The following is a 12,655-nucleotide window of genomic DNA, read 5'->3' on the forward strand; positions in this document are numbered from 1 at the left end:
GATTGGTTATTGTATATTTATGAAGACGCAATGCTTGCAAAAGGTAAAAGTTAGCAACCAATGCGCAGAAAAATCATAAAATAGGGTAACATTTTACTCTGCTACAACACATATATTAAACGTTACCACATATTTGAAAAATGACGGAATTTTTAGTTTTAATAACAATATTTTTAGGAATTAGCTTAGTGCTGATTTTAACAAAATCTGACTTTCCTAAAATGGAAAAGGTCATTAAACGAACTTCGTTTTTCTCTTTAATTGGAATTCTGATTTGTGCATTACTTTTGGTTTTTGACTTTCGATTTAAAGGAAAGTATACAACTACCATCATCGGACTGACTTTCTTAATCTCGACGATTCTACTATTCGGATTGACTAAAAAAATACAAACTAAAATATTAAGCGGAATTTTAACAATACCCGTCACGATATTTGGGATTTCAAGCCTGATTTGGGAAATGCCTATTATTTTCTTCTATCTTTTAGCAATGCCATTTCATCCACCAAAAGCAAAATTTGATCTTAACAAAAAACATAACATAGAAGTTAGAGATGGTGGATTTATGGCGTGTGGTGAAAGTCTGTTTATTACAGAAAGTACTATGCTTATTCTGGACAAAATAAAATACGTTGGAAATAACGCTTGCGTAACTGGAATAAACAAAATTGAGACGTTAGATCATAAAGAAAATAAAGTGGAATTTTTAATATATCACGATGGAAAAACTGAATTTGAAAACCCATATAAATATCAACCTGAAATAAAAAACATGTGGTAACAAGTTGTATATTGCATATGCCACCTTCGGCGGGCAAACGCAACATACAAGAGACGTTGTGCATAATAAAAAATATATAAAATGAGATTTACCTTAATAGTGCTGTTAACTTTAAATTTGACTGCCTTTTCTCAGAATAAAAAAATTGATGAAATAAATAGATATATAACAAGTATTGACTCAAATTCTGACCTGAAAATAAATGAGTATGATTGGAGTAAAGTTACGGGGACTCATATTGACAAAGGAGCAATTCTAAAAATTTGGAAAAAAGATAATGAGATTGTAAAAATCAAAGAAGAATTTGGAGCTTCTTATGGTAGGTGTATAAGATTGATTTACTTAAAAAATAGTAAACCCATTAAAGCAATCGAAACTGAGGAAAATTTCGAATTCAAAAATAATGAGATTGATTATACAAGCTTGAAATTACAATTTAAAATCCAAGTTTTCGTAACAGGATTTAATAAAGTAATAGACGAATATGAATTTGATGTAATTAAAGAAGGTAAAAGAAAATTAACCGAATATTATTGTGATCTAAACGAAGTGTTTTCAATAAGAGATGAGATTAGCAACTTATAAAAAACTATGCACAACAACATATATGTGATCATAGCAGCTAAGTGATGAATCGGATGGTCATCGACTATTTGGTAAGGCGCAATGTTTGCACAAATTAAAAGTTAGCAACCAATGCGCATTTTTTGTCGAAAATAGGGTAACATTTTGCTCTGCTACGACACATATATTAAACGTTGGCATTAATTAAAAATCAAATATGAAAACTAAATTACTTATTACTTTTATCCTTTTTAGCTTATTTTCTTGTTCCACAACTAAGAACGTATCTAAGAATGTTAAGCAAACATTATTAGATGATAATACTTTCGTGATAACAGAAATTTCTTCAGACCCTTCATACGGACTTTCCCCAAAAAACCCGATTGAAGTTGGCAGTGAGGATAGCGGCCCCAAAAATGAGAGAAGATATTTAAATGCTCTTTCTGGCCCTAACGGAGAAGCTATTTCATATTATAGATTAGGAAGTTGCTGTCCAATTAAAAGTGATAAGGCGATTTTTGGAAATAAAGTTATGCTTGATAATTATAGAGTGACTTGGGAAGGATCAAAGGATACTATTTCAATTTACATAAACATGTATGATTCAGGGAAACTTATGGCTCCTAAAGGATTTGGAATAAGAAAAAACTAATGCCAACAAAACCTAAACTGCATTAAAACGCATCTTAGTCAAGCCGTTATCAGCAATATGAAATCTCGTTAAATACCATAAATAATGAATAATTATATAAAAATTTTAATTCTGATTATTTTACCTTTTACTGTTAGTTCAGCTTATTCTCAATTGAATAAATATAATTTTGAAGAGTATAAATTTGATTCTCAAGAATCTTTGGAAGGGGCTAAAGAGGATGTTTTATCCGTTGCAAACTTACTCCTAAAACAACCTATAACTGAAAAAGAAGAATTAAGGTATGAAGCTGGATTTTTCCTTAATGACTGGATGAAAAATATTGATAACTATAGTTTCGGAACTGGAAATTTAAAAAATCTTTTTGACGAAAAAATTGAGCTAATGATAATCTCAATGGCCTCTCAAATAAAATATTGTCTGGAGAATAAGAAAAATAATAGTTATGAGATTGAATCAAGGCTAGGGATTTGGAAAATAATAACTGAATACATAGAAAACCCAAAAAACAAAGTTAAACTGACAAAAAAACTTAAAAGCCTTATAAAAGCAAAAAACGAGAATAAATTAGCAGAGTTTTTGGATGCTAATGAATAAAAAAGTTGGTAACATTATATATGAAATCAGAGCAATTTATCGCTAAATCGAATGGTCATTTCTTTTTTGCAAAGGCGCTAAATTTTTATAAGTTAAACAAGAAATAAAAACGCGCAGATGAATCTATTGGTTTAAGATTGCTTGCCTTGCTCTGATTCATATATTTAGCGTTAGCACACATCAATAAATTGGAATGAAAAGAAAATTAATATTTTTCAGCCTTATTTTAATTATAACCTCTTTTAAAGTGGTTAAAAAAGACATATGGATCTGGTTTCCAAAAGAGATCGGAATTGTTGAGAACTGTATTGGACGAGAGGTAGAAACAACAATTGAAATAAAAACTGATTCAAGAAGAAAAGTTGAAATCCATTCTTTCAAATTAAGTGGACAAAATTTCCATATGACTTCAGAAAATCAGATAATTGAACCATCAGACACAATAATATTAACGAGAAAAAAACCGTTATTGCTAAAATTGCGCTATAATATTGAATCCAAATTGGATTATAGTTTGTTCAAATTCAAGACAAATAACGAAAAGTACAATAACAACACTGTTAAAATCAGTTATGGTGTATTACAAATAAAGTCGGACCAAATAAAAGATAGAAAAGAACATATAATTGACATTTCTAACAATTGTAAAGACAATATTAAACTGGCTTTTCCATATGGTGGAACGGTATCAAGTGTAGCTATTTATAGAGATTCAACAATAATTAAGAAGCCCATAAAAACAACATCTTATATGATGATGGACGATAATAATTATGTTGATTTTTCAAAATCAGAAATTGGAAGATACTATGTTGAATTTGGAGCTTGTCATTGGAGAAGTGATTTTTGGATAACAATAAAATAAACGAGTGCTAACAATTTGTATAGTGCATATGCTCCCTGCGGGATGCTACGATACTATACACGGAACGATACAAGCAAGGATAATTAATGAGGGTACTCAAAATCATATTTTTGGCAATACTTTTATTCTATGTTTCATGTAAATCAAGCAAAGAACTTGTTGAAGATATCAAAGAAATATCCTACTATACCGGAAATATAAGAATTGATCAAAATCTATCAAATTCCATAATCGAAGGAACCTTAAATTATGGAGATGATTTAAAGAAAACCGGAGGCTTTGAATATTACCAGCATTTTTGCCCTGATGATAAAAGTTTGGTTTGGTTACAATATTCACAATCTACTAATACTAATCTAAAGGAAAATTTCTTTTACAAAAAAAATGAATTGGTTTATGCAGAAAGCTATAATCCTGAATATGAGAATGACAAAAAAACAATATTCCTGAAAAATGGAAAACTCATTTATGAGAATAAATCTGACTTTACAAATTCTGAAAAACTAATAAGAAAAGGAAAACAATTTTTGACCGAATATAAAAAAAACTTATAACACCATATATATGATCATAGCAGCAAAGTGATCAATCGATTGATTGTTGTATTTTTGATAAGACCCAGTGCTTGCAAAATGAAAAAGTTAGCAATCACTTTGCAGAAAAATCTAAAAGCAAGGTAACAATTTGTCCTGCTACGACACATATATTAACGTTGTGCCTAATTTAAAAAAACAAAATTGAAATTAGGAATATTCGATAATTTTTGGGACAACCAACCAAATCATCTTCCACTTTTAAATTTAAGAGTTGATTTATCCGATACGGATACCTTCAATCTTGGAAAATCATTAAAACTAATTGATCAAATTATTGCTGACGGTTCAATCGAAGAAATTTTTAGTGACGTTAAAATAATGCTAGCTGAACTAAATTGGAGACCTCATTTAGTCGCATTTATTGCTATTCTAAAACTAGAAAAACCTGACCAGCAAAAATTTGTTGACTTTTTATGGAAACGTCTCTGTCAAGGGACTTGGGTAAGTCCACAACTTTTAGTCACTCTTTCCAAAATCGATTCCAATTTCAATGAAAAATCAGAATTGATCCTAAATAAAATCGGACTTGATAAGTTCAGAACAAAATATCTTGATGAACAAGAATTGGGTGAAAGAAAATTTAAGTATGAAATTACGGATAACAAAATATTAAATTCTCTTAGATATCTAAACGACGGAAAGTCTTTAAAGGATCTTGATGACGATAATGGAGCAGAAATTGCTAAAAATTGGGACGAACAATTAACCGAACTAAATAGACTAAAATTAATAAAAAACTAAGCACAACAACATATATGTGATCATAACAGCTAGGCGATGAATCGAAAGGTTATTGTATTTTTGGTAAGGCGCAATGCTTGCAGAATTGAAAAGTTAGCAACCAATGCACAGAAAAATCAAAAAACAAGGTAACTTTTTGCCCTGCTCCGACACATATATTAAACGTTATGCTTAATTAAAAATGACAGGAAAAGATTTACTTTATAAATACCTTGATTATAAATATTTGTGGTCAAACTCGGACAGATTAAATGAAAAGCCCAGTATTATTAGACGACAGCAACTAAACTCATTGTTAGATGCTTTTGGTCTCTCTAAAAAACATGTGAATCCTTTGGTGCAGATGAAATACTTCCTGTCAGGAAGAAAAGAAGAATTAAATCGTTCACAGCATTTAAACAAATTATCTGATATACAATATTTTGAGCAAGGAGAATTTCTAAATGATCGAGAATATGATGTAAACGAAGAATTAATTATACGTGCTTTCGACAAAATAAAAGAGTTATATAAAAATCCACCCGAAAGTAGAATGAATAGACCAATTCATGTTGGATGGATGTTTAATGACCTAATGAACTTTAGACAAGAAATATTTAAAGTTGCTTATCCATGGGGAGGAATGGACGAAGGTTTTGCTGTAGGTTTGATATATAGTAAGTATCTTCAAAGCGAATTAAAGAAAACTATAAACGAAAATCTTAATAAAATTGACGAAACTTTATGGTTAATAATAGATCCTCAAAAAAGAGAAATTGACTTGGAAACTATAAAATCCGAATTTCAATACCCTGATGTGGATTTAGAAGAAATTGACCTAAATTGGAGAATTGAAAATTATTAAAAAAGCATAACATTTTATATAATGCATATCCCACCTTCAGCTGACATACGTAATACAGAAGGAACGTTAGCTTCCATTAAAAGAAAAAGGGACTTTCTGATTCAAAGAGACTTTATACAATGGTAAGCTTTATAAATTTATCAATTAAAAAGATAGAGCCATGTTTCAAGCAGAAGTAAAAAGTAAAATAGGAGAAGATATCTCAATATTATTGCGATTGGATAATCATCCATGGAATTATTTATGTGAGTGTGGAGATGCTAGCAATTTGACCGTAAAAGAATTACAAAATTGTAAAGCTATATTTATAAGTCATACGCATATAGATCATTTTGTGAATTTTGATTCAGTTTTAAGGCATCAAATAGGAATTCAAAGAAGAATTATCATATGTGGTCCAAAGGGAATAGCGAATCAAGTTCAATCAAGAATAAAAAGTTATACCTGGAATCTTATTGAGAAAGGTGCAATAACCTATGAGATAAGAGAATATGTTTTAGAAGGAAGGATAATAATCTATGAAATAGAACCTCCAATATGGGATTTGGTGAAAATTAAAGAGACCGAAGGAATGGTAATATATGAAGATAAATCGTTTAAAGTAAGTTCTATATTATTAGATCATAAAACACCTACATTAGCCTATAAATTTAAAGGGGAAGATGCTATAAAAATAGATATTGAATCTAGTGGATTTAGAGGAGGTAAATGGGTGAGAGAATTGAAAGAGGCTTTTGAAAAAGATGAAAGGGATTTGATTATTTCGATAGAAGATAAAGACTATAAATCCGAAGATTTATTTCATTTACTACATGTTCAACAAGGAGATTCGCTAGGAATAATTATGGATCATGTAGCAAATGAAGAAAACCATAAAAAGATAAAGCATCATTTTTATAGGTGTAGACAAGTGTTTATAGAAAGCTTTTATAAAGCAGAAGATAAAGAACAAGCGAGATTAAATTATCATAGCTATTCGACCATGTCTGGCAGAATCATGAAAGAGAGTGAGATTAAAGATCCTATTCCTGTTCATTTTTCGAGGAAGTATGATGAAGATGAAATAAAGGAATTGATTAACGAATTTGAATTTGAATTACAAAACAAAACGGAAGCCGACAAAAGCTAAAGCGTCAATTGCCCCTATGCGTTGTAACTGCGTTTAGTAATGCCGTTAGCAGATATTAGAAATGAAAGACTACTCCATTCAAATTGAACGTATAAAATCTAAGCTGTTAGAAGCGGCAAAGGTGGACAAAGGCCTTAAAGCTTTTGGCGCAAGTAGCCATAAATACAATATACATAAACCCGTTAGTATTGAGGAAGTAAATACTTTTGAAAGAAAGTATTCGATTAACCTTCCTGATTGCTATAAATCATTTGTATTGCAAATCGGAAACGGAGGAAAATCATATGCTAATTCAGGAGCTGGACCGTTTTATGGAATATATCCATTGGGAGATGGTGTCGATGAACTTGTTTATAAAAATACAGAAAAGTATATTAAAAATGAGTCAATACTTCACCCTAAAATGACAAATGATTATTGGTCGAAAGTAATTGAAAAAATAGAGATTGATAATATTTCAGATAGTGAATATGAAAAAGAACTAGGTAAAATATTCGGTGGTATTTTACCAATTGGTTCCCAAGGATGTTCGTATTTGCATGGTATCATTCTTAATGGTACACACAAAGGAAAAGTAGTAAATATAGATCAAGATCTTCAAAAACCACATTTTACTTTTGAGGACAATTTTCTTGATTGGTATGAAAGATGGTTAGACGAAGTTATTTCTAAGGATTTGTTGATTGAATCACCTTCATGGTTTGGGTATACAATGGGAGGATCCGAAGAAAAACTACTAGAAGCATATAAAAATGGATCTAGTGATATTGCCAAGGAAGATGCGCTCAACGGTCTGCTAAAAAAGAGAACATTAAATTCTTTTACTCTTGACTCAATTGATAAACTTTATCTCAATACTTCTAAAGAAAACTCTAAGCTATTACTTCAAATATTAGTAAAATACAAACATAAAACTTGGAAAGAATATTTAACTAAACAAGGTAAAGATGATCTCTTAACAGTATTCCAATACATTTTTTGGTACGATAAAGCAAACAGTGCGAATTGGAAAGAATATATTACCAGCCACATTAACCAAATTACTAATCCTGAAACGTTTCGATTTTGTACATATTTACTTCAAGAATGCAATTTTGATTATGGTTATCTTATCAAAGGGTTTATTAAAAATACTGACAAAGATATTAGATCAACAGTAGTATATTCCCTCGGTCAGTTGAGTAACAAAAAAGATTATCTGGAGACTTTCATTATTGGACTAAATGATGATTCTAATAAGGTTATTCACTCATCATTACAAGCTCTTTCAGGAATAAAAAATGAGAAATTACTTATTCATTATAAAAAAATTGCAGATCGTTTTCCTGTAGAAAAAGATTATATATTATCAAATTTGAAACAAAGGCTTGCAGAGTTTAAAATTGATTTAAATTGGATTAGAAAAAATGATCTAAATAAAATTCCATTAAAAAGTGATAAAAAGTGGTATCAAATATGGAAATAAAATCGCTAACACTATGTAAAGATGCATTAAAAACGCGTTTTACATTAAACATTGCACAAGTGCATATAAAATTATAAAGGGAAAACTTTCAACTAATTTTTGGAATAATAATACTGACTCTTGTTGGTTTTGTTATTTATAAAAATGCTTTTAACTTTTACAGGATTTCAAATTTACCGAAAGACAAAGTTAAATTTGATATCATAAAACCCTTATTTAAAAAAATAGCTAAAGGAGAAATCCCTGAACCGAAATTATTAACGAAATATGCATTTGATATTAAGACTAGAGAAATAACGTATCAACTTCTTAAGGAATATAATAGAATTGATTTGTTTCCAAAAGAGTTTAACACCATAGAAAAGGGTGCTGAAACTAATTTAGTTAATTGGTTAGATTTTCCAGGAGATTTGGAAAAAGTTCCTGACGAAATAGAATATATTGAAAAGGTTAATATTGACGATAGTGGAACCCAACTTTATTATCACACATATAAGTTTAAAGTTTATGAACCTTCTTATGCAGCCAAATGTGGGTGGATGATCGGAACGGTAGGCCCCTACTCTGATGTTAGCGTTCCCTACGAAAAACCAAAAGTGATTTCAAGTAGATTTGTTAAAAGTAAATATGGTGAAGTTACCCCTAAAGAAGAAGTACTATGGACGCATAATAATATTTACCTAAAAGCCAGTACACAACAAGATATATAAGTCATAGCAGCTAAGTGATAATTAATCAATCGATTGGTTTGTATTTATTTATGAAGGCGTAATGCTCGTAAAATGTAAAAGTTAGCAACCAATAAGCAGTTTTTATTGAAAACAGGGTAACATTTTGCACTGCTAAGACATATATTAACCATTAGCAGAAGTTAAAAACAAAAGTTATGAGTGATTTCTCAGGTTATGAGAAGATGCCAAATAGTTTAAAAAAACTTGGATTAAATGATAGCGATTTTTCTAAATTAGAGAAATTGAGTTGGGTTGTTACTGAAAAAGTTCATGGAGCAAATTTCAGTTTCATCTATGATCAAAGCACTTTGAAATATGCAAAAAGAAAGGATTACCTTTCTTGGAATGATGACTTTTTTGGTTTTCAGCTTATTGTTAATAAATTAGAAGATAATCTTCTGCAATTATTTGAAGATTTAAGTACTCTAATAAAAGGTAGTAAGTACATTATTTATGGAGAATTATTTGGTGGTAAATACCCTCATCCCGATATTGAGCCTGACTCAAACGTTCAAGCTATCCAAACAGGAGTTTATTATTCACCAACCATAGACTTCTGTGCGTTTGATATTGCAATTGAAATTAATGGTTCAAATTCCAAATATTATCTTGATTATGAATCATCAGTTTCATTCTTTGAAAAGTATGAGATATTTTACGCAAAACCTTTATTGGTTGGAAAATTTGGAGAAGCATTAAATTTTGATACCAGAATTAATTCTGCAATTCCAAAGCAATTGAATCTTCCAGAATTAAAAGAAAATCTAATTGAAGGTGTTGTAATAAAACCTTTTAATCAAATAGATAATAAGAGTATACCATTTAGACCAATAATCAAACTAAAGAATAAGGAATTTGATGAAGAAAAAAAATTTCATCAAGCAGAAAAATGGACATACATTCCAAATATATCATCTAAAACTGAAGACTTATCATTCATATTAAATGAACTAAGAAACTACATAACTGTAAATAGGTTAGAGAGTGCTATTTCTAAAATAGGTGCTTTGGATTTCACTAATGAACAACGAATCATTGACATCAAAAATGAATTCTTTCTTGATACATTAGTTGACTTTAATGAGAACAATAAAAATCTATTGGAAGAATTATCCGATGATGAAAAAAAATGGATTAACGAAAGAGTGAAATCTGAAATAAATAAGAAAATAACTGCCAATAAAACTTTGTAAAAATGTAGTAAAACGTATTTTACGTTTAACGTTTTGTATCATTTCAAAAAAACTAAAATTAATATGAAAGCAGTAGTTTATGAAAAATATGGTCCTCCAGAGGTTCTCAAACTAACAGACATCGATAAACCTAAACCTAAGGATAATGAGATCCTAGTAAAAATACATTCAGCTACTGTTACTTCTGGAGATGTTAGGCTTCGAAGTTCTGATTTTCCACCTTTGTTTTGGCTGCCTGCAAGATTAATTTTTGGACTGTTCAAACCAAAGAAAAGAATTTTAGGCCATGAATTGGCTGGAATCGTTGAAGAAATTGGGAAAAACGTAACTGAATTTAATGTTGGTGACAGTGTATTTGGAACTACAACAATGCTAAATTCAGGTTCATATGCAGAATATATATGCTTGCCTCAAAAATGGAAAAATGGTGTAGTTGGTTTAAAACCAGAAAATTTGAGTTACCATGAAGCTGCAGCATTACCAATTGGAGCAATGACTGCAATTTACCTTTTAGAGAAAGCTAATTTCAAAAACGGACAAAACGTTTTAATTTATGGAGCTTCTGGAAGTGTTGGAAGCTATGCCGTACAAATTGCAAATCAAAAAGGTTCTTATGTAATAGGTGTATGTAGTGCTTCGAATTTCGAAATGGTGAAATCTTTAGGTGCTTCAAGTCTAATAGATTATAAAAAAGAGGATTATTCCCAGAGAAATGAGAGCTTCGATATTATTTTTGATGCTGTTGGAAAAACAACAAAATCAAAGGCAAAAAAGGTGCTTAAAACTGGAGGTGTTTTCGTTTCAGTTAAAATGCTAACAAAAGAAAAGAATGAACATCTTAGGTTAATAAAAGATATGGCTGAAAAAGGAAAACTAAAACCATTTATAGACAAATCATTTACACTTGATGAAATAGTAAAGGCTCACGAATATGTTGATAATGGGCGAAAAAGAGGAAATGTGATAATTCATATATTAAAATAAACGAATACATAACTATGGCTAAAAGTAATTGCCAAGTTAAGTGCTAATCCCTGCAACTACTCATAGCGGAAGCTGTTAATATACATTTTACCAAAGATAGACCTAAGAAAATGGAAATAGGAGAAATTGCTTTTTATGTTTGCATCGGACTAATTCTTTTATATCAAATCTATAAAGTCTTTTTTAAGAAAACGGAAGAAGAAAAAGAGTATCTCCGTAAACTAAAGGAAAGTTTGGCTGATGAATATATTTATGACCCTAAAACCGGAGCTAAATTTACTTTAGAACAAGCAGAATCTGGTCATTGGATATCTCATAACAATGAACACCGAATAATATCAGAATCGGAAATAGAAAAACTTTACACTGATGAACAAAAAAATGTGGAAAGGGCTTTAAATTACTTGAAACAAAGTCAACAATATCAGAAGCAAAGGCCAACTCCTAATGAAATTAATTATCTTGAACATACTAGTATTCTCAGTAAATATAATGATTGGAGTTATTCTGATTCTTTTGCATTAAAGAATTGTAATGGTTATTTATTTATTCCAACTGTTTCTTATGACAATTTTAGAGAACCACAAATCATGTTTTGGTTAAAACTAAGAACAGACTTTGGTCACTATTATTTAAGAGAAAAATCACATATTGAAAAGTTTTTTGACCTAATTAGAAATGACGATGATTTAAGATTACCCAACTACGAATCATTTACTATTAAAAAAACGGTTAATTTGTCTCAAGTAGTAGAGCTATTAAAAAGATTTGAAGGTAGCAAAGGATTAGAAATTGAATTCAAAGACAATAACTTATTTATAAAAAATAATAAATTAGTTAACATATCCGAAATAGAAAAAATTGAAAATATAGTGAAAAACTTATGCTAACAACACATATGTGCCCATAGCAGCAAAGTGGTCAATCGATTGGTTTGTATATATTTATGAAGGCGTAATGCTCGTAAAATGTAAAAGTTAGCAACCAATAAGCAGTTTTTATTGAAAACAGGGTAACATTTTGTCCTGCTAATACACATTTATTAAATGTTATGGTAAATTAACTTACTCAAAATGTTAAAGTTTAGAAGAAAAGAAAAAACTCTTAATTTTAAGGACGATGGAAATGTCGGACTTGTTCTTTCTCAGGAATTGAAGGACAAAACTTATATGATTTTAGAAACACCATTATTAATAGAATCTAAACTTTATGAGTACGGAACTATTGTATCAGCCAAAAAAGGACTTGAAGGTAAACTTTGGATTGAAGAAGTTATTACTGAATCGAAATATGTAACTGATGTTTATTGTTGGAGTAAAGAAGCGATTAATTCTACTGCTTTTAAGAAATTATCAAAAAAGCTACTTGAAATTGGAGGGGCTTGCGATGTAGCGATGGGAGGTGTTGTAAGTATTTATTACCCGAAAAATGTCGGATTTAATTTATCCGAAGAGATTGAGAAAATTGAAAACTTACCATAACAAGATGTATGAAATCATTAGTGGCTTTCTC

Annotated in this window: 15 protein-coding genes; all 15 read left to right on the forward strand. The window is 29.9% G+C overall.

The window, feature by feature from the left end; all coding sequences use genetic code 11:
• Positions 1-140 precede the first annotated feature (140 nt).
• The 15 genes from ACWNT5_RS23160 to ACWNT5_RS23230 all read left to right on the forward strand — a co-directional run bounded on the left by ACWNT5_RS23160 (position 141) and on the right by ACWNT5_RS23230 (position 12,624).
• On the forward strand, positions 141-782 hold the full coding sequence (locus ACWNT5_RS23160) for a hypothetical protein (protein WP_456518701.1): 642 nt from the start codon (positions 141-143) through the stop codon (positions 780-782).
• A gap of 81 nt (positions 783-863) precedes the next feature.
• Positions 864-1,367, forward strand: a complete 504-nt coding sequence (locus ACWNT5_RS23165) for a hypothetical protein (protein ID WP_299611272.1) — start codon at positions 864-866, stop codon at positions 1,365-1,367.
• Between the two features lie 196 nt (positions 1,368-1,563).
• Complete coding sequence (locus tag ACWNT5_RS23170; RefSeq protein WP_456518702.1) at positions 1,564-1,998, forward strand: 2-dehydro-3-deoxyphosphooctonate aldolase; 435 nt, start codon at positions 1,564-1,566, stop codon at positions 1,996-1,998.
• A gap of 84 nt (positions 1,999-2,082) precedes the next feature.
• Positions 2,083-2,595, forward strand: a complete 513-nt coding sequence (locus tag ACWNT5_RS23175) for a hypothetical protein (protein ID WP_456518703.1) — start codon at positions 2,083-2,085, stop codon at positions 2,593-2,595.
• Between the two features lie 193 nt (positions 2,596-2,788).
• The gene (locus tag ACWNT5_RS23180) at positions 2,789-3,460 is read left to right on the forward strand and encodes a hypothetical protein (RefSeq protein WP_456518704.1); all 672 of its coding nucleotides are present in this window, start codon (positions 2,789-2,791) and stop codon (positions 3,458-3,460) included.
• A gap of 110 nt (positions 3,461-3,570) precedes the next feature.
• The gene (locus ACWNT5_RS23185) at positions 3,571-4,014 is read left to right on the forward strand and encodes a hypothetical protein (RefSeq protein ID WP_456518705.1); all 444 of its coding nucleotides are present in this window, start codon (positions 3,571-3,573) and stop codon (positions 4,012-4,014) included.
• A gap of 183 nt (positions 4,015-4,197) precedes the next feature.
• Positions 4,198-4,797 (forward strand): hypothetical protein, encoded by a 600-nt coding sequence (locus ACWNT5_RS23190; RefSeq protein WP_456518706.1) that lies wholly within the window; start codon positions 4,198-4,200, stop codon positions 4,795-4,797.
• 181 nt (positions 4,798-4,978) lie between these two features.
• Positions 4,979-5,641: a hypothetical protein gene (locus ACWNT5_RS23195; protein ID WP_456518707.1), complete on the forward strand. Its 663-nt coding sequence runs from the start codon at positions 4,979-4,981 to the stop codon at positions 5,639-5,641.
• A 160-nt stretch (positions 5,642-5,801) separates the two neighbouring features.
• Positions 5,802-6,770, forward strand: a complete 969-nt coding sequence (locus ACWNT5_RS23200) for a peptidase (protein WP_456518708.1) — start codon at positions 5,802-5,804, stop codon at positions 6,768-6,770.
• A 61-nt stretch (positions 6,771-6,831) separates the two neighbouring features.
• Positions 6,832-8,235, forward strand: a complete 1,404-nt coding sequence (locus ACWNT5_RS23205; RefSeq protein WP_456518709.1) for an SMI1/KNR4 family protein — start codon at positions 6,832-6,834, stop codon at positions 8,233-8,235.
• Between the two features lie 332 nt (positions 8,236-8,567).
• Positions 8,568-8,945: a hypothetical protein gene (locus ACWNT5_RS23210; RefSeq protein WP_456518710.1), complete on the forward strand. Its 378-nt coding sequence runs from the start codon at positions 8,568-8,570 to the stop codon at positions 8,943-8,945.
• Between the two features lie 176 nt (positions 8,946-9,121).
• Positions 9,122-10,159 carry an RNA ligase family protein gene (locus ACWNT5_RS23215; protein ID WP_456518711.1) on the forward strand — a complete coding sequence of 346 codons (1,038 nt, stop codon included), beginning with the start codon at positions 9,122-9,124 and terminating at the stop codon, positions 10,157-10,159.
• 63 nt (positions 10,160-10,222) lie between these two features.
• Positions 10,223-11,143, forward strand: coding sequence for an NAD(P)-dependent alcohol dehydrogenase (locus ACWNT5_RS23220; RefSeq protein ID WP_456518712.1), 921 nt, complete (start codon positions 10,223-10,225; stop codon positions 11,141-11,143).
• A gap of 110 nt (positions 11,144-11,253) precedes the next feature.
• Positions 11,254-12,033 (forward strand): hypothetical protein, encoded by a 780-nt coding sequence (locus ACWNT5_RS23225; RefSeq protein ID WP_456518713.1) that lies wholly within the window; start codon positions 11,254-11,256, stop codon positions 12,031-12,033.
• 183 nt (positions 12,034-12,216) lie between these two features.
• Complete coding sequence (locus ACWNT5_RS23230) at positions 12,217-12,624, forward strand: hypothetical protein (RefSeq protein ID WP_456518714.1); 408 nt, start codon at positions 12,217-12,219, stop codon at positions 12,622-12,624.
• The last annotated feature ends 31 nt before the right edge of the window (positions 12,625-12,655 follow it).

The sequence above is a fragment of the Aquimarina sp. 433 genome (assembly GCF_054054605.1).

What these genes read in the sequence shown, in the direction of transcription:
- ACWNT5_RS23195 (WP_456518707.1), top strand. Translation starts at nt 4,979, where the DNA reads ATGACAGGAAAAGATTTACTTTATAAATACCTTGATTATAAATATTTG.
- ACWNT5_RS23160 (WP_456518701.1), top strand. Translation starts at nt 141, where the DNA reads ATGACGGAATTTTTAGTTTTAATAACAATATTTTTAGGAATTAGCTTA.
- ACWNT5_RS23230 (WP_456518714.1), top strand. Translation starts at nt 12,217, where the DNA reads ATGTTAAAGTTTAGAAGAAAAGAAAAAACTCTTAATTTTAAGGACGAT.
- ACWNT5_RS23205 (WP_456518709.1), top strand. Translation starts at nt 6,832, where the DNA reads ATGAAAGACTACTCCATTCAAATTGAACGTATAAAATCTAAGCTGTTA.
- ACWNT5_RS23175 (WP_456518703.1), top strand. Translation starts at nt 2,083, where the DNA reads ATGAATAATTATATAAAAATTTTAATTCTGATTATTTTACCTTTTACT.
- ACWNT5_RS23200 (WP_456518708.1), top strand. Translation starts at nt 5,802, where the DNA reads ATGTTTCAAGCAGAAGTAAAAAGTAAAATAGGAGAAGATATCTCAATA.
- ACWNT5_RS23180 (WP_456518704.1), top strand. Translation starts at nt 2,789, where the DNA reads ATGAAAAGAAAATTAATATTTTTCAGCCTTATTTTAATTATAACCTCT.
- ACWNT5_RS23170 (WP_456518702.1), top strand. Translation starts at nt 1,564, where the DNA reads ATGAAAACTAAATTACTTATTACTTTTATCCTTTTTAGCTTATTTTCT.
- ACWNT5_RS23225 (WP_456518713.1), top strand. Translation starts at nt 11,254, where the DNA reads ATGGAAATAGGAGAAATTGCTTTTTATGTTTGCATCGGACTAATTCTT.
- ACWNT5_RS23165 (WP_299611272.1), top strand. Translation starts at nt 864, where the DNA reads ATGAGATTTACCTTAATAGTGCTGTTAACTTTAAATTTGACTGCCTTT.
- ACWNT5_RS23220 (WP_456518712.1), top strand. Translation starts at nt 10,223, where the DNA reads ATGAAAGCAGTAGTTTATGAAAAATATGGTCCTCCAGAGGTTCTCAAA.
- ACWNT5_RS23215 (WP_456518711.1), top strand. Translation starts at nt 9,122, where the DNA reads ATGAGTGATTTCTCAGGTTATGAGAAGATGCCAAATAGTTTAAAAAAA.